We start from the raw sequence: 25,405 nt of genomic DNA, 5'->3' as shown, positions 1-25,405 counted from the left end.
CCATTTGATTAAAATAATTTTACATAATCCAGAAATACCATCGTCTCCACAGCCGGCGTTCCGGCTGCGAACCGAGCATGCTCTATCCCCTCGGTAAGTAACAGCCGCTCCCAAAGTTTTGGATAACTCTGGAAATCAAATCTGCAATCATCCAGAATCACATATTCTTTGATCTCTGGATGTTCTTCCAGGTATGCTGCAATTCCGGCACCTCTTTTGTACATCCTTTCCTGCGTGTGTCCCGATATAATCAGGCCATATCGGGCGAGCTTGGAAAACAGATATCTGTAATCTTCATCTGTGGGTTCTAGTTCCTTCCAGTCAGATGACAGAACGATATCCGCTCCGCCAAACTTGCTGATTGTCTTTGCCAGAACCTCCACGCGCGCATCGTCAATTCCCTGATATCCTTTTGGGGTTTGCCGGACGGTGGTTCTGGTATTCAGGACGCCATCGACATCCAGAAATACTACAAAGTTCTTATGTTTTTTGCCCATTTGTGTTCTCCTTTCCCTGCCCTTGCAAAAAAGCAGCCGAATAGATCAAATCTATCCGACTGCTTTTCCGGGAGTTTTATTTTTATTGTTTTAATTATCTGGTGTTTTTATCACCATTCACTGCAGTCCTTATCGTATACTTCTTCTCGCTCTTCTTCTGTGTACGATGACAACCACTCACTCTCCACATCATTTCGATCAGCAATTTCCTGATCGAAGCTGCCTTGATGACCGCAGTTCATGCATTCATATTTGTCGCAATCAGATTGACTCACGACCAGACCGCCTTTGAAGCCGCAATGTGGGCACTCGTATTCATCTGCATATCGCTGTGCCCTTAAATACACATTCAGATTTAACTGCAGTTCTTCATATTCTGGATTTTCAAATAACTTAGAATTTAACATGTTGGATGTCCTCCATTTTTTTATTTTTCCCGAAAAGTAGTCAGTATCAAATCCTCTGACGAAATCAACGGATGGGGTAAATGGAGGTTCTAATTTGCCGCATTCGTTGATTTCACAGACCTTGGGGGTGTAGCCCCCAAGGTCTGTTTGCAACAATCTACATACATGACATTTTGCAATAACCTACTTTTTGTCTCTGCCAAAAACACTTTTTGGGTAAGGTCATATTCTTCTCCATTTGCAACCAATAAAATACAGCCACCATAAAGGTAGCTGCATCTTATTTCTTCTAACTTGCTACTTTCCCTATACCCGACGGTTCAAAGCTCCGTTATCTGATGTCAGAAGCACATCTCCATAGTCTCCAGAATATCCACCGCAATCTGTTTATAAAAATGCATAAATCGTCCTTTTGGATTTTTTCTTTACAATCCAAATACATTGTCTTCTAAGACTTCTTCTGGAATGTCCAGTTCATCGATATACTGAGATAATGTCAACTCTTTCTCAATTTCTTCATTTTCATTATACATCTCTTCTTGCCACCTCTTTTCTTTTATGTTTAAAAATAAAACTCCCATCTACTCCATTATCAGCAACTTCCACTGAACGTAGCGCAATATAAAAAGACCAGATATCTGTTAAGTATATCTGATCTTTTTCTGCAATTATTTTTTCTTTGGGGTATTATTTAATAGTATTCCAGACACTTTAAGCTCTTGGTTCCATGTCCTATATCTTCCAAAATCCAGTATCCAGATTTGTCTATATCAGCAATCTGTTCTTCGCTGATTAATTGAAATTCAAAATGTTCCAGAAACTCCTGGTTTATAGATAATTTGATGAAGTTCCATCCTCTATCCCCACTATGAGCCTCCATAATCTGTTTTTCTTCCCAGATAACTCTTGGCCTATACCATGCTTCATCAGCATAACCATAATCATCCTTCCCATACCACCCCATAAGTCGTCCTCTATCTAATAGAATAAACCTTTGATTTTTCGGATGATATTCTTTACCTATAAGATATGCTGCAATATTCTTTAATATTTGTTCCCGTGTTGTTTCGTGAATACTTGTTCCCGATCCATCTTTATGCGGCTCTATCCTACTATATAAATACACAAAACGCTTCTTCGGATCTTTTTCCGGCTTTTCGGATGTATCTTTTCTTAATGTCATATATCTTTTCCGCAATGGGCCACGTTCCAACGCAATGGCTATTACTGAAGTTAAAGTAATTTGCTTTTGACTATACTCCTTATTCTTACTGCATAACTTTTTGTTCCACTCACTTTCGACGTTTTCCCACTGTTCTTTCTTTTTTTCCGGACAATGGTGTAACCAATATTTTTTTAACCATCCATCCGCTTCCGGATATGTTTTTTGCCATTCTAAAATACACTGTCTATGATTTTCCAAATCATCATTGATTGCTTTTTCTTTGGATTCTAAAACATTAAGATCAAATCCACACCATTGAAGTAAAATGTACTTTGTATCATTTAAGATGTTCTCATTAACAAGTCCATCTTCGTTATAAATCTTTTGTTCTGTTTCAAATCCAAAAATAAAACCTCTTGCAAGAATTACAAGAATTCCTCCAATTCCATTCAAATCATCACTTTCATAATTTTTAGTTAACATTTTAGGCTGAATTCTGGGGTCAGCAGATTCCGGAGCCTTTACATATGCTTCAAATTCTAAAATTTCATTTAACATCTTCTTTTGCCTCTTCTATATATGGTTCCATCTCTTTCCATTCAAATACTTCCCAAAAAAATCTGCCATAATCTTCTGACTTCTTTGTAATTTCATATAATGTTGCAATCTTTAATTTCAAAGGTAACTCTTGGGTTTCCGTCACTATTTGTTTAAGTTTCTGAAGACATACCCCATATAATTTGTTTTTCGGATCTGTCTCATTTTTTTCATAAAATCCTTGAACAATACTTTCCAGATCTTTTTCTAATGATTTATCCAATTCTTGCATTTCTGTTCTATTTTTTTCAACTCTCTCTTTTAAAGTCTTAAACGGTGTAACTTTTGGACCTTCTATTAAAGTAAGTACATTCCATAAAGTTTTATATCCCCGTTGTTCAAAATGAAACAGAACTTCCTGTTCTTCTTTTTTCAAACTTTGAGCATTAAATCCATTACCTATAATCTGTTCTAATGCTTTTCCTCTATTTTGCATTGGTTGTAATAACCACTGCATCTGATTCAAGCGATCTCTCATATCTTCAATCATATTATCATTACTTAAACATGCTTCTATTTTTTTCTGTATACATGGAAGCACTGTTCTTTGAATTTTTATTACATTTTCTTCATCATATATTTCAAATAAGATTGTTTGCAGATTCTCCGGTGCATAAAAAGTATCTTTCTTTTCATTCTTTAAGACTCGCAAAAACTTATTTACATAAAACGCATACGAATTTAAAATCCCTTGACATCTTAATTTGAATCTTTCAATGTTTTCTTTGTCTGTATCTGAGATTTTTTTTGAATATTTAAAGAACTGTACCCTTTTCGTTTCTTTCTTCTTTTTATATTGTTTTAGTCCTTCTTCAAAATATAATGGTAATTCGTTGATATATGTACCACCATCCTGAATTTCAAACGTAGCTTGTGTTTTACAATTTTTTGCAGACACGCAAAGACATCTTTTTCCCACAATATTTTTCCGAGTCATTGACAGATTATCAAGATTATACCCTTCTTCTCCCCGCAACTTTTCTATGTCTCTCAAAAATATAATATAAGCACTCTTATCAATCCCTGCTTTAAGTACAATGTCTAAATCAGGATGTAGGCCGTTTTTAGCCGCATCAATCTCCAACCCTGTTAATATCGTACATTTTGCACATGTGGGACTATTTGAGGTAAATACCAAACCTGATTCGTCTTTGCTTGGTAATTTCTGATTTCTCTCATATTCTATCTGCCCGATAGCAATTGCAGCATCGGATATTTGTCCAATCCGATTAGAAAATGTATTCTGGATATGAAAAAACGGAACATGCTTCTGAATTGTAACTGGATTTCCTTTAGAAGTAGGTATTTTAATAACCGGAAGTGTTCGCTTAAAATACGGTACTAATCTATTCGTTCTATAACCCAGATAATTTCCAGCCTCATATGCTCCAGATGCAACCGCTTCTACTACATCCTGATTCGCCACAACATTGACCAGATCCCCGTCAAAATCGGCACCTCCCAGACATAGCGGAGCCGATGATCCCCTCGGAACCATGACAATACCAGTCAGCTTCTTAAAATACTTATCATATAATTCAATATGTCCTTTGAAAGAGTTATAGTTGACCCAGTCTGCATATAAATCCTCTGTAGTCATTTCAAAACGCTTCATTATTACTTGTTCATTTCTTGACAAATGCGGACTCCGAAAGAATGCATAATAAGAATCACAATTTAACTTCAAATCTTCCCAACAACCACTCTGTGTACCTACAGGCAGATAAAAACGAAAATATCTATATTTGGGCCAGAATTTAGATATAACGTTCTCATCCTCCAATAAACTCGCAAGCAATGGCAGTAAATCTCTGCACAGATATCGATTCTGTCCTTCCACAACTAATTTTCCTGTTGCAAGCTTTGTTAAAAGTCCTTTCTGTACATTTTTTAATTGTGATTTTATATATCCGTCGCTTTTTAAAGCAGAATTCTTAAATAACGCCCGTTTCCAATTAGATATCTGTCTTATAACTATCGTTTCCTCATCATTCTCCTGTGTATCACTATCCTCCTCTTGGATATTGTTATCATCATCATCCACTGTCATTTCTTCGCAATCTTTCAGATACTCGATAGGATTTTGTATAAAAAAACAATGTCTTTTTACAATCTTTTTAAATTGCCCTTCCGTAAAATGCAGTGTATTGATCATCTGATAGCTCAGATGTGTATATTGGGAGTTTCCGTAAGGTAAATTTGTCCCTGAAATATACAATGCATGATCATATTTTTTCATTGCATCACAATAGAATACCATAGGATCCATATTATTAGCTTTATCAGATGCACTATCCAAATACTGTCGGATCCATTTCATACCTTTAAACATACTTTCTGTGATAAAAATATGAGCCTTGCTCAAATCTCTCTTTATACCAAAAGCATCTTCATACAACTGTTCACCTTTTTTTCCGTTATAAGTCTCTAAAAACTCATGCACATCCACTTCATGAAGCATTCCCTTCATAAACGGTAACCTAATCTGAAAGGAAGTGGCTCCTTTTATGTTCAATGCTTCATTAATGTAAGAAGCATATTCCGGCGTAATAAAACCAGAACCATCGAATGGGATATCCACATACTCAAAATCTTTTATTTGAGGTTTCTGAAAATTGCATTGCAACACTTCTCTAAAATCTGCATCTTTTACTACTTTAATTTCTGTAGTTGCTAATGGAACTTTTTTTTCATAATTATACCTTGTAACTGGCATTTCAGGATTATCCCTCTTTGTTCGTACATCCTTTATTATTACAATAGCCTCCGGATTTATCACAAACTTTGGATGTTTAACTCTTTTAGAAGAAGAAAGATATAAACCTCTGTATGCGTAATATTTACTTTCAATTACCGATATCTTTGAAAAATCCATTCCTAAGTTAAGACGTGTATTCAATCCTTCATAAAAATCTTCATCAATAAACGAAATACGACTATTCCGGCTCATGCTTCCGCTCTTATCAAAAGCAACCATATGGACCGGATTTTCAAAACCTTCAAAATACATATCAAATCCATTTTTTACAAGATCTTTTGAATCGTTCAGCAAAACTTTTTGGTTCTCTATCTTCCATGCCCCAGCATTCTCTTTATCAAGTGGCTGAAATATTTTACCAAAATCTACAATCACTAACTTGTCATATAATGTTTTATCTGTACGTTTAAAAGATTGCTTCTCTTTATCACGCCATACAGATTCTATTTCTTTGCAGAATTGATAAAATAGCGCACAGTCTTCTCGCTCGTCTTCCTGTTTTATAACGTATCTTCGCAACGAATAATTCTCAAGATAAAGCTTGAACCGTTCTTTTTCTTCGCCAGGCCTCTTTGAACAAAAGTTGAAAAAAGCCTGGGCATTAATCGTTATAATTTTTTGTCTAATGTCTGGCATGATATTACTCCTCTTTGGTTAGTAGGGCTATTAGCTCCTGTTACACTAAAAAATAACTTCAGTCCAATCAATTGCTGCAAGGTTTGTTTTAAAATTTTTCCATTCTTGGGAATCTTGGGAATCAAATGTTGGTATACTCGGTTTATCTTTTATCTTTTCATATATTTCTGTTAAATTTCCGATTTCCTCTGATTTAATTGTAATCTCCAAATTTTCCTCTTTACACTGTTCAAAAATCCATGTTTTACGTTCTTCATTCCACTCTTTATGCGGGTGCATTCCGTTTTGGGAAGTATCACCATTATTTCTATCAGCAGTAAACCATTTTCCCCGTAAAGCATTAATCTTTTTTCCTGATTTTTGAGAAAGTTTATAATATTTCCATATCACTCCATTTGTATATAGAACTTTTCCATACCATAATAACTCTCCCAATAATTGTCCTGCATCATTTGCTTCACCATTCGATTTATTCAAAGAACTTGTATTTTTTTTATTTACATAATATTTTTTCTTCTTATCACAACTTATATCAATTGTGTTTGTGTCTAGGCATTCTATGAGGTCTTTGCCAATGCACTTTGCTTCCACGCAACCATATATATTTTTTAAAATTGTGTTTTCTACCTCATCAATTTTAGGTTCCTTTCCCTCTGGAAAACTTTCATCAAAAATCGCAAGATCTGGAAAACTTCCAAACCCATCTATATATTTTCTTGACTTAACATTCTTCTCATTATCCGCCTTGATTCTTTCACTCTTATGAACATCACGTATCGAAAGGTTTTCCGTGTTCACACCATCTCTCAAAAGCATATTAATTAGTGGATATAATTCTTCCTCTTGTCCATACTGTTTATCCATCAGCCATAGTTCTCTCATATATTGTTCTAATGTCATTTTATCAACCTTTCTCTTTTTCAAATTCTAGGCGTTTACGAAACGCCATAAGCTGCAGAAATACGGCATTTTTTAGCACAACAACTGCCAATTTCTTAGATTCTATTTTACCATACAAACCACCTCTCCACCAGTCGAAAAAAGCCTAATCTATCCAATCTATCCAATTTTTTATGATCTTATATTGGCTCCTGTCACAAAAAAGAGCTGAATAGCTTCCTGTATAATTCAAAGTGTAGAAAGTATTATGTACGAAGGACGCCTCCCAGAGTAACGAATAAACAGGCGAATAAGACGGGCGGAAAACCGCCTGCTCTTGACATGCCATTCAACAACTGTTATATATAAAACAAGGGTGAGAAGCCTGATTTTCAGGCTTGCCACCCTTGCATATCATAGAAGAATCTTATTTACAGACTTTTTCTCACAAAAAAGCTTGACCACAACAAATTATGTCGCACTTTCCGTTATTCTGCAAGCGAAAACAAGAAATTTCTCTACAACTTTATCACAATACTGTTCTCATATTTTCCACCATAAAGTATTTCTCTTCTGTCCGCCTAATTTGTTCTGATGCATTTTATTCTGCATAATATTCTTCCCCTGTATCCAGACAAATCACCGCCAGTCTTCCATTATTTCCGCCTGCTCCGCAGTCAATCGCAATGTGATTATTTTTCTTAAAGATATATCCGGGTCTGCTGTTTCCAAGAATATTCTGCGTAGGGGTGTGTCCGCTTACCACAGTAATGTTTTTGAAATATGCGATGTCAAAATCGGTTCTTTTCCACACAAGTTCCTCCACGGAATACTCCTCAAGCCGCCTTGATTCCGAAAAATGTTCCAGCCCTGCGTGAATCAGCCAATATTCCCCATTATTTATGATTTTCTTCCCATACAGACGAAATGATTCTATATATTCCACTACCTGTCGACGCTCTTCCTGTGGAAGTTTCAAGAACTCCTGAATTGTGCTGATTCCGCCGTTCAACGTCCATTCTGCAAAAGACTGACGTGCCTGTGATGACAGTTTATGAAGAAAGCCATTCGAAAGTTCCGGTACCAGAAGTTTCAGACACGGAAGAGCCATGAGCTCATGGTTGCCCATAATGGGAATGATATTAGGGTTTGCCATCATATATTTCAAGATATTCATGGAATCCGGCCCTCGGTCGACTACGTCACCCAGTACATAGAGTGTATCATCTTTTCCAAGGGGTATCTGCTTCATCAGGTTCCTGAACAGCTCATATTGTCCGTGAATATCACTCATCGCATAAATCATTTACTTTTTTCCATCTCTCTTACAAGATCACAAAGTTCTTCTTCCCAGTCGCTGATTTCCGAATACCAGATACATCCATACACACCTGGAAGTTTCATATTCCTTGAGGAACATACAATAATGTTGGTTTGATTTCCCTGCTCCTGCAGAATCTGAACTAATTTTTCTCCCGCTTCTGTGTCGCTGATGGCTCCTGACCTCATTGGAAAATGCATATCTGTGATGATCAGATTGAACGGCTCTCCTGCGTTTTCTGCATCTTTCAACATTTTCAGACCATCTTCCACATTAGCCACCTGTTCAACCGATGCCACACCACAGCGATTACCTAATATTTTTCGAATTGCATTTGCCTTATAAACACTGTCCTCGAAGTTCAGAACTTTCATATTCTACAGCCATCCCTCTCATTTTTGTTGTTTGTGCTTTTCATACGCTCGTATCTTCTGTTCGCTTTTGTGTTCTTTCAGAACACCATTTAGATTCTATTTTCTACTTCCAAGCACCATATTGAATGCATCATAATTCTGCGTGTCGTTTCTGCCGCAGAACACCGCATATTCTATCGTTTCAAAATAGGATGCATATTTTTCCTGTGCACTCCGAAATGCACGTGCTACAATTCTCGGCGGGTTGCAGAAAGCGCCGCAGCCAAACGCTCCTAAAATCAGAACTTCCACTCCGTTCGATGCTGCCGCCTGAAAAACACGTTCCAGTCTTTGCATCTGAAGTTCGTACAGTGCTTTCTCATTAATCTTAACCGGCGCATTTCCTGCGGACGGGTTCATGGCATTGCTTGGTTTCTTTCGGAGGTTCGGGGCTGCACAGGTAATGATGTCTACCTGATACCAGTCTTTTTCTTCCATTCGTTCCGGTGCAGAGGTGTCGGTCTTAAATACGACGACTTCTGGTGTATACAGCAGATCATCATTATAGAGTGGATCGCCTGTTTTCCGGTGCGGTTGATAGAACTGATGCCACATCGTTTCTGTATCCAGACATGGATACAGTGTGCTGCATCGGCAAAGGCATTCTTCCTGCGCCGTACTTCCCCGTGTTACACCGCCGCCGGGGTTGGTTGCAGAGGCGAAATTCAGGACACAGACTCGTTTTCCGGCTTTTGCATATGCAGAGGCGGCTTCGAAGCTTCTTTTAGATGAAACAATCGTTTTGCAAGATGATTTTCCAGGTTCTGGAAGTGCAATTGCCTGCGATGGAACATACAGCTTTTGGTTCTGAATCGAAAACTGAACTGCCTGCTGGAGCTTCTGGTTTGCTTTTATCAAATCCATGGAGTCCTGAAAGATCGCGATATTATTACTTCTTCTGTCCATTGCAATTCTCCTCTCGTATCCCAGTCACACAATGCTGTTCTGCTGAAAATTATACACCTTATCCTCCAGCTTCGTCCAGGCTTTTACATAGTCCGCATCGATAAAGCAGCCCCTTGCCTGTCGGAATGCACCTGGCTGCTTGCCGCCTTCCGTGGCATATAATCCTGTATCCCAGCAGCCTGCTGATAAGCTGTTGTCTTTCAGGATCAGTAAGTATACCTCGAAGTCATTTGGATAATCATCATCCTTTATGTAGTGGAATCCGGTGAATGTAACGCGAATATTTTCTGCCATGTTTGCTGTCTTTTCTTCCATCTTTTTTCTCCTCATGATAGGCCTTTTCTTTTGAATATTGCCATTTTATCTCATGTCGAACGGAAAATGTTGACAGAAACTTGTCCGTATATAAAATTCAGGGCAATATCTCTGCCCTGAATTTTATAACAAATTGTAACGATTCAGACCCCCATCTCGATTCCGCTTACGCTACATCTCTTCTTCCATCACACAACACTGTTTTAAATGAAATGCAATTCCATACTGCACCATTTTTTTATAGCCCTCCTGCCGCAATATCTGCGTATAATCTTTATCTCGAATCTGCTCCAACGCCTTCCGACAATCTCTTTCCAGATCTTTTTTCTCATCTGTATACTTCACTTCTATCACAATTCCTGTTTCTGCATTTCCCGTTTCAATCACAATATCGCTGAATCCTTCTCCCGATTCTCGATTGGAAGATACACGCCAGTCATTTTTATAGCTTAAGATTCCAAGCAGAATTCCATGATAGAAATTTTCTTTCAGTGATTTCCGCATAAAGGTATCGCGTACGCTGACTGTCTTCTGCAAATACAAATTCAAAAGGCTTTCCACCTCTGCTGATTTTCCCCCAAGCAGTGCCTGGCAGAACTGTTCTGCCATTTTCCCGTCTTTTTTCACTTCCTGCTGAAACAGTGTAAGAATCCGTTCTGTTATGATATTTCGAATTTCCCGGTTTGGAATTGCAAGGCAATAGCGGCCATCGCTTTCTCTTCCGCGCTGTGTCAGGTATCCAGTCATGAAAAGTGTACTCCACAGGTGATCCATGGTCGAATACAGGCCATTGTAGGTAACCATTTCGTCGATTTGTTTGATCACTGTTTTTCCATTTACCAGCCATTCCAGTTCTGTTTTTGTGAGCATATCCGGTTCATTGATGCTGTCGATAAAATGATGAATCACACTGTTCCCGCTTGTATTCATCCAGTAATTTTCCGGCTCGGCCTCTGGATTATGGATATGATCATTGCAGTAATTCACAACATCCCACGGACAGTACACATCTGCTTTTCCGAATCGGTATCCGTCATACCACTCTTTTACCTCGTCATATCGGTCATCCATTTCATAGTCATGCAGCATGTTCTTTACTTCTTCATCTGTAAAACCGAAGGTTTCATCAAATTCTGTATTTGTAATCGAATATACTTTGAAATTGTTCAGTCCGGTAAAGATGCTTTCTTTTGCAATACGCAGGCAGCCCGTCAAAACGGCAAAGGCAAGACTACTGTTTTTCTTTAAAACATTTCCGAACATATTTCGAAGCAGCAATACCATTTCATCATAATATCCATTTTCATGGGCTTTTGCCATCGGAACATCGTATTCGTCAATCAGAACAACCACTTGCTGTTCATAGTGAACTTCCAACAGTTCTGTCAGTTTCTGAAGACTGCCGATAATGGTGTCTTCTTCCATATTTCTTGTCAGAAGTTCTGAAAAAAGTGCTTTATCAACCCGGCTCAATTTGTCACTTTCCAGAAGAAATTGGAATCTTCTTGCTTCACGATTGATTGTTTTTATGAGCTGCGCACGGGCTTTTTCATAGGAATCAGCATCAATTCCTTTTAAGCTGATGGAAATAACGGGATATTTTCCCATATATTGTTCACAAATCTCTGTATTCTTAGAAATCTTCAAGCCGTCAAAAAGTGCTGGATCCGTTCCAATTTCAAAGAAATGCTGAATCATACTCATATTCAGGGATTTTCCAAAACGGCGTGGGCGCGTAAAAAGTGTGACCTCACTTCCGTTATTTAAAATCTGTTCTATGAGGGAAGTTTTATCTACATAATAGTAGTTTCCATTGCGAATCTTTTTAAAGTTGTCAATCCCGGTCGGGAGTTTTGGATTTCTCATCTTGAAACCTTCCTTTCCAACTTTTGCGGTTTTGACACCTGCGGCTGTGCTTATGTTCTGATCTCTATTTTAGCGGGTTTTATTTGCTTTGGCAATGGTTCTTATCGTTTTCTAATCTGTCCAATTTTTTATGATCTTATATTGGCTCCTGTCACTAAAAAGAGCTGAATAGGAAAGCAAAATAAAAGCATTAAACTTTTCCTATTTAAATAGTTTAATTAATATTTAATTTAAAATATTAATCCCAAAGCCAATCGTTCATATTTCCTTGATAATTTCCATTGGAATCATATGAATTTCCTGTATTTGGATCGTAATAATCATTATATTCATTGCCTTTTTCATCAGTCCATCCACCATACCATTCATTATGAATATCACTTGAGCTTCCGCCAGATGAGCTTGACCCACCACTGTAATCATTTCCAGAACTAGAAGATCCAGAATCACTATAGCTAGAACCACCTGAATAATCAGAGCTTGAACTTCCACTACTATAACTATAATCATTACTATCATCATAACTATAGCTAGAACCACCTGAAGATGATCCAGAACTCTGTTCAACAGCTTTTCTTTCTGCTTCTTCCTGAGCAGCTTTGGCGGCAGCCTCTTCCTCTGCTTTCTTCTTTGCTTCCTCTTCAGCTTTCTTACGAGCTTCTTCCTCGGCTTTTTCAATAGCAGTTACTCTGTCATTGTATTTTGTTACATAATCATCAATCGTACTGTTATATTTGTCAAAGCTGTCCTGCTCAACGGTATTATAATTTTCGAAGTCATTTTTCAAGGTATCTTTGAACGTCGTAAATTCGCTGACAGCGTTTTTGAGTGCTTCCTTATCATCCACTTTTTCAACATCATCACCAATTTTATCCGCAATTATTTTGATCGTGTCGTCATATTCGGATACAAAGGAATTCTTCATCTGCGCAATGATTTTTTCATAGTGTACAGAGCATTCCTTATAAGCGCCTTCTGTCTTTTTATATTTTTCCGCACTCTCCATCTCTTGTTTCAATGCTTCCAGTTTTTTATCTCTGTCTTCTCCTTTTTCAAATCTCTGATATTTCTCATCAATCTCACTGTTTTTTGTTTCAATCGCCTGTAAACGAAGCTCCTCCTGATGGCGGTCATACGCTTTCTTTGCAAAAACTCCGATGACACAAATGCAGACAATCGCAATACCAATTACAGCAAGCATGATGGCTTTCTTTTTGTTTTTGTTCTTTGTTTCCATCTCGAAACACTCCTCCCTTTTTCTTTTTGTTTCCCGAAAAATCCATGTTTTCTATGTTCTTTTCCATATTTTTATTGATTCTTCGTTACTCATTTTTCATCACATTCATTATATCGCAGCTCGTTTCTCTTTACTATTTCTTTTTATGTAATTTCCAAAAAATCCCCACTCTTTGATCTCACAAGATTTTAAAATAGTACTTTCCTTCCATCTTATCTTACGTGATGTTGAAATACCCCGGAACACAGTTCATCTCTTCCTGCCCTCCGGGGTACCTCTTAATCTAATTCAGCCACTTTAAAGCTCTTCAAAATGCGAATCACCTGTTCTTCTTCTTTTTCTGTAAATGTACCGTCTGGTGCTTCTGCGATAAATGCAACTGGTGTCGGATAGTCAAAAGAAAATTCGTCTACGTCCCCAGCCTGACCTGCAAATTCAATCTCGCCAAGACGGGATGTCGGTATCACTGCGAACAACGTGCTGTCTACAGGAACATAATCATCATCAATACCAGCCATCATCTCGCCTGTGATATGTACTCGTGCTACCATAAATTCGCCAAGATCTGAACAGTCACGATCGGTTCCCCATGGATATCCAGGCACAAAATTAGAAGTGTCTGCCTGTGAAACCTGTGCCTTCAGCATATCACGCGAATAGCCGCCAAGCGCGCCTTGGCAGTACCAAAACGAAACGGTAACACCTCTATCGTTTGTCAGAACAACGTTTTCTCTGACCGCATCCATGGAACCGCCAACTTCCTCCGTCTGAATTTCCCAGCCTTTTGGGATTTCAAACTGGAATGCCGTGCTGTCACACTGATTTACTTCTCCATACCGTGTAACATAGATATCTCCCTGCTCCCCAGTTTCCGTCCATTCCATATCCTTCTGCCAGTCTGCACTTGACTCCCAGTGTTTTGACCAGATTGGATCAAAGGTCCGGTCAAAAAGATCTGTTTCCTGCATTTTTTTATCAATGACCGGGATATCAACCACTGCTTTTCCTTTGATTCTCGGGCTGATGGAAAGCTCCAGTGAGCCCGCATATCCACCCAGGTCGTCCTTCATGGATACCTTTGCCTGGCCTTCTGCTTTTCCAACTGCTCCGCCGGAAAGATTCAGGCCAGCGCTGTCATATAATTTTGCGCTCGGCCGGATGGCAATGTATGCTTCCAGCCTACCGTTCACCTCAACCGTACTCCACTCAAGTCCGTCTGAATTCAGATTTCCTTCTTTGACTTCTTCTACTTTGCCTGTTCTGCTGTCATACTGGAATCCCAGGGTGCTGTCGGCTGTTGCACCGTAAGAGCTGTGAATGCCGCCCTCCAGACTTCCCGCTGCCCCGACAACGGCTTCCAGATGATTTGTAATAACAATCGGTACAATACCGGCGTTGAACTCGATATTCGGCAGTTTTCGTTCGTAAACGGTTTTTTCCTTTTCAAATTCTTTCTCGCTGTTTGCGCCGCATTCCAGGGCAATACCGGCTTTGCTCCTTACTGCAATTCCACACTGGACTTCACCGTCTTCGATATCAATCTGAAGTTCCAGCCAGCATCCCCATCCTGCCTCTCCGGAAAACTGAACGGGTTCTTCTTCAACATTGATTGAGACACTGTAATCGTAATCACTGTTTTCTTCCTCTGTCTCTTCTTCCGATTCATCTTCGGACAGTCTTTTAATGGTATAAGCGCTGTTATTTCCTGTTTCACTTGCACCATCCTCCGTCAGCCGGAACTGTTTGATAATATGTGCCTTTTCGAATACATCCAGCAGGGTCGCCGGCTCTGTTTCTACCCGGTAACCCTGATTCGTTTTTTCTTTCTGCACTACTTTTCGAATAAATCCAGAAGGCGCTGCACTGATTTCTCCCGCAACAAGAACATCTCCGGTCTGGTAACCAGGATCTTTTTCAAAGGTGAGACTGTTGTCAGAAACTTCCGTTGGCTGATCTTCTGATTTCATCTCATTGGTAATCACCTTTACATTGTCTTTTACAATGATGTCAGGATCATCCGTACTGTTTTCTGCTGTGTTCTCATCCGATGTGCTGTTTTCCGATACACTTGTATTCTGTTCTTCCGGATTCTGTTCCGGCTTTGTACTCTTCTGTGTACTTTGAGCAGCAAAAATTCCAAACAGAATCAATGCCAGAATGATTGTGCCTGCCAATACTGCGCGGATCCATTTTTTCATCTGTACCTGCTCCTTATTCTGCCTGTCAAAGCGAATATTCGCAATCCGCTTCGCTACTTGCTTGATTCGTTTAAAATGTGGTGCACCAGATTTACTGATTCACCACATTTTAAGCTTCTTTGTATTACGGAGTTACCGTTTCATCTTCTGCCACGTTTTCATCATCTGGCTCTGATTCTGATTTGGATACTGCTTCACCAGGTTTTTCTGCTTCCGACTCTGAAATCACGCTCTCTGATGTTGTTTCCGGTAATGGAGTTTCCTCAACAACCACTTTCTGCTCTGGCTGTTTTTTGTTTCGTACCTTTCCAGCGTACATTTCAATCTCTTCTGTGTCATCCACATCATCCATTTCCTGATCAATTCCGCCGATGGTGTATGGGTCATTCTGATATTCAAGCGTGTTTACAGATTTAATGGTTTTGGTCGCTCCATCGAAATCGAAAACATGCCATAAGGTTCCTGGCTGATTTGTCGGAATCGTGTATGTTGCAATGTTTTTGCCTTCGAGGTAAACCTGAACTTTTGCTCCGGAAAGAGACATTTCATTGGCCACTTCACTGTAACTGTTGGTATAATCGTGTACGAAGTAGCTGAACTTTTCGTCTGCTTTTACGTTACGTACTGTAATGGTTTCCGGACCATAACTACTTGTATCATCTACGTCTAAGTTTCCAACAGAATTTCCTTCGAAATCTGTCTGTCCGAACCAGATATGATACGGTTTGTCCGACGAGTAGCATGCAAGATGAGAATCCAGATCCCACGGCTCTTCGCCCCAGGTTAATACGATGCGGAATTCTCCTGCGGTTTCACCGTCCCCATCTCCCGGTACAAGAACAATATTTGCTGTTTCAATCTGGTCTCCCGCTACTGTGATATTTTTGTAATTCGTCACATAGCCTTCTTTGCTGATTTCAAGCGTATAATTTCCATTTTCCATTGAAAGAGTATAGCCTGCATTTTCAAATACTCCTTCTGTCACAGCATCACCCGTTTGATTGTTCCAGCCTTTGCGTACAATGTAGGCTGTTTCTGTAATACCATCTCCCGTGACTGCATCGGTTATCGTTCCCTCTACAGAGCCTGTATTAAAATCATCATGGCGCTCCACCATATAGATATCTTCTACATATCTGATTTCACTGTTCTGAACCAGAACTTCCGCAACCTTGTACGTCTGATAAGACGTTGCGGATACTGTAATTTCATAAGTTCCATCCTGCAGATTTTTGGTGCTGTACTTGCCAAACACATCGGTATAGAGAATTCTTTCTGTTTCTGTTCCTTCCTCTCTCCAGGCTCCAGCTCCTCCTGAAAAAACAGCAATTTCATTTTCTTCTGTTTCAAGGCTCCAGGCTCCATGGCTTCCGCCTCCACTGCCGCCTCCGGCTACGCTGTTTCCACCATTGCCGCTGCCTGCTCTGACTTTTCTGGAAATTCTGACTCTCGCGTTTTCTATCGGCAAACGTGTTTTGCCCGAGTAAACATATCCTGTGATACCGCCGCTGGCGTACGTACATTTTTCAACGCGGACTCCATTTTCCTTATGCATTTTTATTCTCAAGTTGTTGTTTTCATCATTTTGAAGCGGTTTGAATTCCAGATCAAAATCGAAATATTTCTTCAATACATCTCCAAGCAGGGAATCTGTATCGAGTCCATTTGTTGAGTATGGATATACCTTGATATCCTCGCATGCGAGACTTCCATTTTCTAAATCATGGTATGCAAATTCTGCCTCAACGCCTAAGCCTAAATCTGCATAATAGCCTGCTAAATCAAAAACACTGTACAAAGTCAACAGACCTTTTATGCCAATACCGCCTTCCATATTTCCCTTTACCTCAAGGGTATCAACACCATGATGAAAATCGAAAATGCCTCTCCATGTTCCATCTTTATATTCAAATCCCTGTGTTGATTCAACGCTATATGAAATATGTAAGGATCCATCTGCTTTGTATGAACAGAAAAGTACAACATCAAAGGTAAAACCGGTAGCCCCTATTGTAATTGGAAAACGCATTAATTCTACCTGACCACTGTCAGCAAATTCTTTTTCCGCCGTAATATCTTCATTTGCATTTTCCGTGACAGCAAGTTTAAGTTCATTTACCGAAACACCATTTACTCCAACGTCAACATTTACAACGCACAGAATTTCAGGAATTTCAAAATCAATTTTTCCTTTTCCTTCATCATTCGAACCAATATTAAATTCAAAATTCTTTTCGTAGCCAACATCAATAACACCACCTGCTCCTATATTAGCCTGTGTTGCAATTCCATATTCATCCGTGTCGGCAGCTCCTCCGATAAGTGCTGTACCGCCTCCGACAAAATCAATTTTGCTGACCACTTCCCATAATTCTGGCTTTATGCATGTCAGAATCAGTTTCTCGCCATCCTCTGTTACCGTAGTTGCTTTGAGCGCGATACCTGAAATATAAACTTCATTCGCAGGAAGGATCATAACACTTCCTTCTCCGATTTTTTCTGTCTCGGTTGTTTTCGGAAGTGTAACTGTATAGGTTCCATCCGCATTCTCTACAACTGTATAATCTGTGATATTTTCCAGTTCTTTTTTCAATACACCATCTACGTACTGTGTATTATCATGCGGCTCTTCACCAATTGTTGTGTCTTCCTGTCTGATTTCATCAATTTCACAGAAAATCGATTTAACATCTTTCTTGGAGAGCAACGCATGCGGCTGGAACTGGTTTTCTGTATTTAATTCCAAAAATCCTTTCCCTACTGCAATTGCTGCTTCATTTTGATATGTAATACTATCCCAATCCGTCCAACTGTTCGTATCATACGAATGTATTCCATTGAATCCCATTGCATGTACTGCCGTATAAGCCGCAAATTCGCGTGTTGCCGGTTCATCTGGATAGAAAAACGGGATATCCTGCTCCAGATCTTCGATATCCGGTGGCGGCAGGATTCCATATTTCTCTGCAATTTCGATTGCTGCTTCATACGCATTTCCTGCCGTATCCGCATAATAATGGTTTAAGGAATCCGGATCTGTATCCAGGTTCATTTCAACCTTTTCAGCGAGCATCTGCACCCACTCACCGCGTGTATATGTTTTGGTATCGTCCGATGGATCATCTGACTTCACGTAGGTATATTCAACTTTTGCTTTCAGCTCCACGGTAGTCTGATCCACAAGAATATTCTTGGAAAGCTCCATGACCTTTCCTATGTTTACACTTTGTGCTTCTGCTCTTGCCCGTTCCGGAAATACGCCTGCAACGGTGCTTCCCGTCATAATCAGGCACAGAAACCACGCCAACATTTTATTTCTTCTGTTTTTTTTCTTCAGTGCAACAACAACGGCTGCTCCTGCCAGCACCAGCAGTACAACCCAAACAATAATTTTGGTGTTGTCACCCATTTTCGGTGCAGATTTCAGTTTCTCAGCCTTTAAGGACTGGCCATTTTGCTTTGCGTTTCCAGTTCCCTGATCTTTTGTTAATGTCGTTCCGGAATCCTTGCTGCCCGTTGTCGTACCAGGATTCTTCGTGTCATTTGCTACGTTTCCATTTCCTGGCTTTTCATTATCTGTCGGATTCTTTTTGTCATCTCCAGAAGGATTTTCCTTATTTTCATCATCCTTCTTATCATCTGATGCTTTTACCGTACAAACCGTTGTCAACGTAACGGTTTCTCCAGCCTGCAGAGATTCCATCTTTTTTGTTGTCTCCGCATTTTCGGCCAGCACAAAATTTTCCGGCAAAATATTTTCCAGTGACAGATTCGTTACTGCTGTATCATTTGTATTGGTTACAGTTAAAGTAACTTTGATTTCTTCACCCTGCTGGTAAGTTTCTTTGTCTGTTGTCAAGGCTGCTTCTATTCCATCCTGAAGCAGCGATGCTGCAAGAGCAGGCTGTGTCATCATTCCGGTGCATAAAAGCAGTGCCAGAAAGACAACTTGTAATTTCTTCCACACTTTCATACGTCTTCTCCCTCGTAAATGTAAAATTTCGATCCTTTTTCTCTGAATATCTGCCGCTTATGCTGTCTTCAGGATCCTTGGTGCCTTCCGTCAATGGAAAGGCGGCTTTTCTTGCTCTGCATCTCAATCATTAGCTGAGCAGAGCAATGAACATTTCATTTTCCTCCTTCTTCTGTTGTATTTCTTTTAGTGTAATACATCCTCCCTTTATTTGCAATATATTTTGTCATGCATTTTGCAATGCATATTTCATCATTATTATGCAATACAATAAAACAGACTGGGCTTCCAGTACTCTTTAAAATCAGAATACAGCCAGAAAAAGCGCACTGAAATAAGCTGTCCCCAAAACAGCTTTTTCTTCATTTTTCGATTTCGCAGATTCGAAAAATTTATTTTTTGTCGAACCTTTTTTTGAAACACCTTTGTTATGTTTTATGCTGCCCGTAGTTTCCACATAAGATCCGGAAGCATGCTCCGTTCTTATATTCTCCGGCAGCAGAATGGAGTTTGATATGGCATTTCAGTTAAAAGGCAACCGCAAGGAAACGGAAAACAAAACCATCCGTTTCCCCATTCACCTGATCGATCAGATCGAACAGGCAATTTCCGATTCTGACCAGGACATTACCTTTTCCAGTTTTGTAATTCAGGCGTGTGAGTATGCGCTGGATCACATGGACGCCCCGTCAGAAGAACACAATTAACTTTTCTTTTTTCAAAGCAGATTTTTATGGTTCGACGTGCATTTTCTGGCTGTTCTCTGCTTCTATTTTATCTTACCATGCTTCTTATTTTTTTCAGGACAAGATCCTGTCCTAACTCAACTCCACAACCTCATCATACAGACACACAAACACCTCTTCCACTTCCGCATCTTCATGAAAGTGCCCGAAATACCATTTCTGAAACTCTGTCTCATCCGCCACGCGCTGCAGGTACTGGCGAAGTTCCACCTCATCGTCAGACAGCTCTCCATACCCCATTGCCGCGGCCACATCTCTTGGGGCGGTGTGGGTCAGTATGTAGTCCACCTGGAAATCTTCTTTTTCCAGATTTTTCCATCCTTCTTCGTACTCTTCCCGTGACGGAATTTCTTCCGGGAACCACGAAATTCCCTCCGCGCGGGACATTTTGTCGATGCTGTAAGCACCTCCGAAGGTAAAGAATTTCAGCCCGTCAATCGTAAAGATCTGGCCGCGCATCAGATGGATCATGTTGTCCTCAATGATATGCACCTTTCCGCCGTTCCACTGCTCCACGGCGTAGAAATTCAGTTGTTCGAAGTTCTCATGATTTCCGTCGATAAACAGTGTCGTCACCGGCAGACTTCGGAAAACGGCTCTCGTATTCGCTTCGTATGCTGCAGAAAAGCCGCAGATGCCGACATCTCCGCAGATGATCAGATAGTCATCCCGGGTGTACTCGTCTTCGTGCTCGTTAAAATAGCGTACAACTTTTCCAATATCAAAGGTGCCATGGGTATCTCCTGTAATGACAATGCTCATTCTCAGCGTCTCCTCTCGTGTTCTCTGTTTCTGTTCTCTAAAGTATCGCAAAACATCATCCGCAAATTCTGTCCGCTTTCTCTACCGCTGCTATCGTTTCTTGCAGAGGCACAGACTACACCGCACTATTCCCGAAAATAAAACACTTCTCCCCGTGCCCGGAACGGCAGCCGGTTTCCTCTCGGAAGCAGAAATGCATGCTCTCGTCTTACCTTCAGATCATTCTCAATCTCCCCGTCCGTAATAATCAGAATCGGCCCGTCCTTTGGAAAATCGTTCGCCTGTTCCAGACAATCCACGCCCGGCTGCAGTATGGTTCCTCCTCGTCCCGTGACTTTTACCCGGCCGGCAATATCTTCCGGTGCCAGATATCCCGCATCCGTCGCTTTGGCATCACAGAAAATGATTCTCACGAACGGAACATCTTTCGCCGCGGCATAGCTGGCAATGGAGCCGAGTGCCATACCGATCTGTTTTGCACTCATGGAACCGGACGTGTCCACGACCACACCGAAGGTCCGGCTCTCCAGATCCTGCTCGTAATACGCATATCCTGGCCTTGGAATATCCGGCGTGGCACCCTGCCGTCTGCTCGGCCGCGCATAGGTGCGGTGTTTTTCCAGCGGTGGAAACTGTACGTCAAACCACTTCGCCAGCGCGGCATCCCAGGGAATGGCCGGCATCGCAAGCGCCCTGATTTCCTGTACCAGCCCGGCCGGCAGGAAACCACGATTGTGCTCCTGATGGTAATCCAGTCCCTCCCGCAGTGCGTTTTTCAGCAGTTCATCCAGGCTGACCCCGTTTTCTCTTCCAGTAAAATGCGGTCTGTTTCCGTTAAACATATCACCTCTGCCAAAGCCCCGGAAGGTGTTTAGTTTTTTGTACTTTCGGATCTCTTTCACGATCAGATCATAGATACTTTCTGCCGATTTGTTGTGAAGTGTTTCATCATACAACAGCCCATCCGGCGGCATTCTGCCGATCTCCATTTCGTGCAGCCAGTCGTTGATGACGTAGTCGCAGGCGATGTTCCACAGAAAGAAGTCACGCCCATTGCACCGTTTCTGGTGCTGCAGTCCGGCATGGAGATATTCATGCGCGAGAACAAAAATCCACTCTTCCTCCGAAAATCCGCACGACGGATTGGCATAAATGATTCCCTGCTCTGCGTCAACCGCTGCAATATGGATTTCATACCGATGGCACATTTCAATGTCCTCCACAATTTTAAATGCAGCCGCAAGACCTCCGAGCAGCGGATAATGGGACAGGAACCATTCTGCTGCTCTGGAAATGACGGTATTCTTTTTCGTTTTAAGATCGTATCCTCCCGCATCGCAGAGTGCAGATTTGATGGAATGAGTGACTGCATAGGAAAATTTTTCAGCATATGCATTTCTTTCTCCCTTTTTATAAACGATCGGCCGTTCTACCCCGATCATATCCTTTAATTTTTCAGAGTTTGTCCCGCAGATCTGCGCACCATTATCCTGGTGCTTCAACAGATATTCATAAATTTTCTGCTCGCTGTTCAGTTTGATCGGATATGCTTCCGCCGGATCTGCGCAGATCGGCTCGCCGAGGCGGATGTCATAAAGGAATCTGGTAATGTAGATATCACAGGCTTTGTTCCAGAGTGCCGGGACAAATTCGCAGTCGGAAGGGATGCTCGCTTTGTCAAAGTGGCCGAACGCCAGGTGCAGAAGGTTGTGTGCCATCACATAGCACCATTGTTCCGGCGACAGGTTCGCCCGCATGTTGACGTAGATATCTCCATCTTTCGTAACACAGGCCAGACTTCCTTTTGCATTCAGATGGGAGGGCTTTGCAGTGATGTACCCATCCAGTTGATGGAACAGTGTATTTTTTTCCAGCAAACCAAAGCCGGCCTCCACTCTGCGGTACCCGGCCGGCTTTTCTTCTTCGCGGTAATACCGGCTTCGAACGTATGGCATCTGTTTCTCCTTCCTGTTTTTCAGATCCGTGTCAATTTATTTTAGTGCTTCCATTTGAAGCTCATGAATCACTCCCCCAGTCATGTGTTTCAATAATAACCGGGCTTTTTTCAGCCGACGAGCCGCGGCAGATCACGGATGATTTCCATCATAAACCAGTCCGGCAGTGCCTCCGCTCCATCAGCTGCGACGGTCATCTGGGCGATTTCGAAATTGATGACTGCGAGTTCTTTGATCATGCCCTTGGCGCGGTACGCAAAGGAAAGCATGCCGCCGGAAATTCCCTGTTTGCTTTTCGGCAGTTCTGCAAGCAGTCTGGCGCGGAAGGACTGTGCGAGAAAATACAGCACATCCCGGTTTTCCGGCTTGTCCGGCCATTTTGCTTTCTGCGCGATAATGTCATCCAGGAGATGTGTGTTGCGCAGTGTTTTTGTGTAAGCAAGAAACATCCCCGCATGCTGTTCCAAGAGGCAGGCGTACGCCATCATTTTTAATGTTTCCTGCGAAATATCCTGCTCCCCGGCCCGGTATTCCTTCAACGCATCGCTCAGCATGTGCCAGGAACGCGGGGTGGAAAACGGTTCTTCGGTTTTCGGCGGTTCGGAAAAGAGGTGATCCGGCCGCTGGATGATATAGTCAATGACCCACGGATGGAGTCCTTCTGCCTGCGCCCACTTGATCCACTGTCCTGCATCCGCTTTTAGCTGCACATGGAACATACGGTTTAAAAGGGCGGACGACATCGTTTTTACGATCGCACTGTCCTCGGCACGGTTTCCTGCTCCGATCACAATGCTTCCCTCCGGAAGATGGTATTCTCCGATCCGCCGCTCATGGATCAGGGAATAGAAGGCTTTCTGCACTTCCTGCGTACAGGCGTTGAGTTCGTCCAGGAACAGGACATATGGCTCTTTTCTGGCGATCATTTTCGGCGGAAGAAATTCCGAGGTTTCGCCCCGGATCTGCGGAATGCCGATAATGTCCTCCGGCGCGAGCTGGCTTCCGAGGAGCGACACGCACGGCAGGCCGACTTCGTCTGCGAATTTTTCCACTAACGCGGATTTTCCGATGCCGGGCGCACCCCAGATAAAAACCGGCCGCACCGGCGCAACCTGAAGCAATACTTCTAATAATTCATCCTGTGTCACACTGATTGGTAAATGCATCTGATGTACTCCCTTCTGTTTCGATCCTGTATCTTTTCAAAGCGGATATTCGCAATCCACTTTACCACTTGCTTGATTTGACTAAATCACTTTTTCTGCCCTGCCGTGATCTTACTGTGCTGCATTACAACGTGTCTCACCATATTTCTCTGTATTTTCCAATTTCACTGTCATATTCCAGCACCGGAATTTTTTCGCTCTGCCAGGTGGTTCCATCGAGATAATAATGACTCTGACCGTCATGCCAGATACCGTCATATATTCTGTTTCCACTGATTTTTGCCGTGGAGATGTGACCTGCAATCACATCCTTATAGAATGCTCCGCGGCTTACCGTTCTTTTCCCCACCATCAGCTCCTCGCTGGTCACGCACAGCCAGTTTTTACCGCCCCATTCGGCAATTCCGGCGTGCACCAGAATCTGGCGTTCTGTTTCATAAAAGTAAGGAAAATGGCGCATCCAGGTGATCAGATCCCCCGCATCTTCGAACATCAGCCGTACTGCTTCTGCATTTCTAGAATCCTCTGAGAGGTGTGCTTCTTTTTCCAGAAACTCTTGAAAATGTTCTTCTTTCAGAAAGCTGTGTAGCGTTTCATAGTCTCCATCTGCATCCGATGCCAGCCATTCCCGGCTGCGATATTGCTCCACACTGCCGATATGCCGGTTGACATCCGCATATTCTTCCAGCCAGTCCAGCAGTGCTTTTTCATGGTTTCCCATCAGGGCAATGACTTTTTCCGAACCATATTTTTCCTGCAATGCCCTGACTTTTTCCAGCACCGCCCGGCCATCTGGCCCATAATCTATGTAATCGCCCAACAGAATCAGCTGGTTTTTCCCCGAAAGGTCTGTTTTTTTCAGAGCTGCCTCGAATGCCTCCAGAAATCCGTGAATATCCGACATCATATATCGCTTCATTGCTTTTCCTCTGTTTGTTTATACATAGAAAGTTTCTTTCGTTTCCAAGCAAAGGCATCCCAGTCTTCCATTCTCGAAGCCGCAGCCGCAGTCACACAGATAAACGTTTCCTTTTTTATTCTTCCAGATGGATCCATTTCCCATGTTCTGATGGCCGCAGACGGAAATATATCCATGCACTCCCTCATGAAGAAAAACCTTGTACCACAAATCCCCCATCAGATAATAGTTGTCCAGTTTCCATTTTCCCGGTTCTGCCGTACAGGCATGGGCAAGCAGATACGGCTGACCGTCCACCTCGATTTCCACCTGCACCGGCCAGGAAAGGATATACTCCGCAAGCTCTTTCAGATCTACTTCTGTCAGGCGCTCCTGCAGAAGATGGAAGGAATTGTACGGATACGGCTGCAGGAGGGCGCGGTCTCTCTCATCCATTCCGTAATAGCGGAAAATGTAATTGGCAAGCCAATGATCGTGGTTGCCGCGGATCACAGTACATTTTTTCCCCAGCTTCAATACCTGAAAATACACGCCCGCCGGGTCTGGATGATCCATGCAGCGATCAAACAAATCACCAAGCAGGTACAGGTGATCGTCCTCTTTGAGATCCATTTTTTCCAGCAATTTCATGAACCGCCAGCTGTCGTTATGTATATCGGTAATAATATAGTGCATCCAAAATCTCCTTT

20 protein-coding genes are annotated in these 25,405 nt (G+C 41.7%); 1 reads left to right on the top strand and 19 read right to left on the bottom strand.

The genetic code is table 11. The features are described 5' to 3' along the window. Positions 1-8: 8 nt before the first annotated feature. The 14 genes from DW915_RS08700 to DW915_RS08640 form a co-directional block, all read right to left on the bottom strand. Complete coding sequence (locus tag DW915_RS08700; RefSeq protein ID WP_118601029.1) at positions 9-497, bottom strand: HAD domain-containing protein; 489 nt, start codon at positions 495-497, stop codon at positions 9-11. Between the two features lie 110 nt (positions 498-607). Beyond that, entirely contained in the window at positions 608-904 is a 297-nt protein-coding gene (locus DW915_RS08695; protein WP_118601028.1) for a hypothetical protein, read from the bottom strand. 425 nt (positions 905-1,329) lie between these two features. Next, positions 1,330-1,485, bottom strand: coding sequence for a hypothetical protein (locus DW915_RS15740; RefSeq protein WP_158580127.1), 156 nt, complete (start codon positions 1,483-1,485; stop codon positions 1,330-1,332). 110 nt (positions 1,486-1,595) lie between these two features. After that, entirely contained in the window at positions 1,596-2,627 is a 1,032-nt protein-coding gene (locus DW915_RS08690; RefSeq protein ID WP_118741969.1) for a hypothetical protein, read from the bottom strand. Next, a complete protein-coding gene (locus tag DW915_RS08685) occupies positions 2,617-6,060 on the bottom strand; it encodes an RNA dependent RNA polymerase (RefSeq protein ID WP_118741968.1) in 3,444 nt (1,147 codons plus the stop codon). Before DW915_RS08685 ends, DW915_RS08690 begins: the two co-directional genes overlap by 11 nt. 45 nt (positions 6,061-6,105) lie before the next feature. After that, positions 6,106-6,960, bottom strand: a complete 855-nt coding sequence (locus tag DW915_RS08680) for a hypothetical protein (protein ID WP_118601025.1) — start codon at positions 6,958-6,960, stop codon at positions 6,106-6,108. 580 nt (positions 6,961-7,540) lie between these two features. Then, positions 7,541-8,245, bottom strand: coding sequence for a metallophosphoesterase (locus DW915_RS08675; protein WP_118741967.1), 705 nt, complete (start codon positions 8,243-8,245; stop codon positions 7,541-7,543). Then, a complete protein-coding gene (locus tag DW915_RS08670; RefSeq protein ID WP_118697561.1) occupies positions 8,242-8,634 on the bottom strand; it encodes a response regulator in 393 nt (130 codons plus the stop codon). The genes DW915_RS08675 and DW915_RS08670 overlap by 4 nt, the downstream gene beginning before the upstream one ends. A 96-nt stretch (positions 8,635-8,730) precedes the next feature. After that, on the bottom strand, positions 8,731-9,579 hold the full coding sequence (locus DW915_RS08665) for a TIGR02452 family protein (protein ID WP_118741966.1): 849 nt from the start codon (positions 9,577-9,579) through the stop codon (positions 8,731-8,733). A 24-nt stretch (positions 9,580-9,603) separates the two neighbouring features. Then, complete coding sequence (locus DW915_RS08660) at positions 9,604-9,894, bottom strand: hypothetical protein (protein WP_118741965.1); 291 nt, start codon at positions 9,892-9,894, stop codon at positions 9,604-9,606. Positions 9,895-10,065: 171 nt separating this feature from the next. Continuing rightward, on the bottom strand, positions 10,066-11,760 hold the full coding sequence (locus tag DW915_RS08655; protein ID WP_118741964.1) for an AAA family ATPase: 1,695 nt from the start codon (positions 11,758-11,760) through the stop codon (positions 10,066-10,068). A 238-nt stretch (positions 11,761-11,998) separates the two neighbouring features. Then, on the bottom strand, positions 11,999-12,997 hold the full coding sequence (locus tag DW915_RS08650; protein ID WP_118741963.1) for a hypothetical protein: 999 nt from the start codon (positions 12,995-12,997) through the stop codon (positions 11,999-12,001). 278 nt (positions 12,998-13,275) lie between these two features. After that, complete coding sequence (locus tag DW915_RS08645; RefSeq protein WP_118601018.1) at positions 13,276-15,195, bottom strand: hypothetical protein; 1,920 nt, start codon at positions 15,193-15,195, stop codon at positions 13,276-13,278. Between the two features lie 124 nt (positions 15,196-15,319). Then, a complete protein-coding gene (locus DW915_RS08640; RefSeq protein WP_118601017.1) occupies positions 15,320-19,168 on the bottom strand; it encodes a PEGA domain-containing protein in 3,849 nt (1,282 codons plus the stop codon). Between the two features lie 515 nt (positions 19,169-19,683). On the opposite strand from DW915_RS08640, the gene DW915_RS08635 reads away from it, so the two are divergent. Then, on the top strand, positions 19,684-19,875 hold the full coding sequence (locus DW915_RS08635; RefSeq protein ID WP_055220177.1) for a YlcI/YnfO family protein: 192 nt from the start codon (positions 19,684-19,686) through the stop codon (positions 19,873-19,875). 111 nt (positions 19,876-19,986) lie between these two features. Here the strand turns inward: DW915_RS08635 and DW915_RS08630 are convergent, their stop codons facing one another. The 5 genes from DW915_RS08630 to DW915_RS08610 form a co-directional block, all read right to left on the bottom strand. Beyond that, positions 19,987-20,676: a metallophosphoesterase family protein gene (locus DW915_RS08630; protein WP_118741962.1), complete on the bottom strand. Its 690-nt coding sequence runs from the start codon at positions 20,674-20,676 to the stop codon at positions 19,987-19,989. A 125-nt stretch (positions 20,677-20,801) separates the two neighbouring features. Further along, positions 20,802-22,631 (bottom strand): vWA domain-containing protein, encoded by a 1,830-nt coding sequence (locus DW915_RS08625; RefSeq protein ID WP_055220094.1) that lies wholly within the window; start codon positions 22,629-22,631, stop codon positions 20,802-20,804. A 110-nt stretch (positions 22,632-22,741) separates the two neighbouring features. After that, the gene (locus tag DW915_RS08620) at positions 22,742-23,797 is read right to left on the bottom strand and encodes an AAA family ATPase (protein WP_118741961.1); all 1,056 of its coding nucleotides are present in this window, start codon (positions 23,795-23,797) and stop codon (positions 22,742-22,744) included. A gap of 136 nt (positions 23,798-23,933) precedes the next feature. Continuing rightward, complete coding sequence (locus DW915_RS08615; protein ID WP_055220098.1) at positions 23,934-24,716, bottom strand: metallophosphoesterase; 783 nt, start codon at positions 24,714-24,716, stop codon at positions 23,934-23,936. A gap of 18 nt (positions 24,717-24,734) precedes the next feature. Next, positions 24,735-25,391, bottom strand: a complete 657-nt coding sequence (locus DW915_RS08610) for a metallophosphoesterase (RefSeq protein ID WP_055220101.1) — start codon at positions 25,389-25,391, stop codon at positions 24,735-24,737. Positions 25,392-25,405 lie beyond the last annotated feature (14 nt).

The sequence above is a fragment of the Blautia sp. AM42-2 genome (assembly GCF_003480245.1).
In the GTDB taxonomy this organism is placed as follows: Bacteria; Bacillota; Clostridia; order Lachnospirales; family Lachnospiraceae; genus Fusicatenibacter; species Fusicatenibacter saccharivorans.
This window is presented reverse-complemented; position numbering and strand designations above follow the sequence as displayed.

Coding starts and splice junctions, on each gene's coding strand:
- DW915_RS08700 (WP_118601029.1), bottom strand. CDS start 497: ATGGGCAAAAAACATAAGAACTTTGTAGTATTTCTGGATGTCGATGGC.
- DW915_RS08695 (WP_118601028.1), bottom strand. CDS start 904: ATGTTAAATTCTAAGTTATTTGAAAATCCAGAATATGAAGAACTGCAG.
- DW915_RS15740 (WP_158580127.1), bottom strand. CDS start 1,485: ATGGGAGTTTTATTTTTAAACATAAAAGAAAAGAGGTGGCAAGAAGAG.
- DW915_RS08690 (WP_118741969.1), bottom strand. CDS start 2,627: ATGTTAAATGAAATTTTAGAATTTGAAGCATATGTAAAGGCTCCGGAA.
- DW915_RS08685 (WP_118741968.1), bottom strand. CDS start 6,060: ATGCCAGACATTAGACAAAAAATTATAACGATTAATGCCCAGGCTTTT.
- DW915_RS08680 (WP_118601025.1), bottom strand. CDS start 6,960: ATGACATTAGAACAATATATGAGAGAACTATGGCTGATGGATAAACAG.
- DW915_RS08675 (WP_118741967.1), bottom strand. CDS start 8,245: ATGATTTATGCGATGAGTGATATTCACGGACAATATGAGCTGTTCAGG.
- DW915_RS08670 (WP_118697561.1), bottom strand. CDS start 8,634: ATGAAAGTTCTGAACTTCGAGGACAGTGTTTATAAGGCAAATGCAATT.
- DW915_RS08665 (WP_118741966.1), bottom strand. CDS start 9,579: ATGGACAGAAGAAGTAATAATATCGCGATCTTTCAGGACTCCATGGAT.
- DW915_RS08660 (WP_118741965.1), bottom strand. CDS start 9,894: ATGGAAGAAAAGACAGCAAACATGGCAGAAAATATTCGCGTTACATTC.
- DW915_RS08655 (WP_118741964.1), bottom strand. CDS start 11,760: ATGAGAAATCCAAAACTCCCGACCGGGATTGACAACTTTAAAAAGATT.
- DW915_RS08650 (WP_118741963.1), bottom strand. CDS start 12,997: ATGGAAACAAAGAACAAAAACAAAAAGAAAGCCATCATGCTTGCTGTA.
- DW915_RS08645 (WP_118601018.1), bottom strand. CDS start 15,195: ATGAAAAAATGGATCCGCGCAGTATTGGCAGGCACAATCATTCTGGCA.
- DW915_RS08640 (WP_118601017.1), bottom strand. CDS start 19,168: ATGAAAGTGTGGAAGAAATTACAAGTTGTCTTTCTGGCACTGCTTTTA.
- DW915_RS08635 (WP_055220177.1), top strand. CDS start 19,684: ATGGCATTTCAGTTAAAAGGCAACCGCAAGGAAACGGAAAACAAAACC.
- DW915_RS08630 (WP_118741962.1), bottom strand. CDS start 20,676: ATGAGCATTGTCATTACAGGAGATACCCATGGCACCTTTGATATTGGA.
- DW915_RS08625 (WP_055220094.1), bottom strand. CDS start 22,631: ATGCCATACGTTCGAAGCCGGTATTACCGCGAAGAAGAAAAGCCGGCC.
- DW915_RS08620 (WP_118741961.1), bottom strand. CDS start 23,797: ATGCATTTACCAATCAGTGTGACACAGGATGAATTATTAGAAGTATTG.
- DW915_RS08615 (WP_055220098.1), bottom strand. CDS start 24,716: ATGAAGCGATATATGATGTCGGATATTCACGGATTTCTGGAGGCATTC.
- DW915_RS08610 (WP_055220101.1), bottom strand. CDS start 25,391: ATGCACTATATTATTACCGATATACATAACGACAGCTGGCGGTTCATG.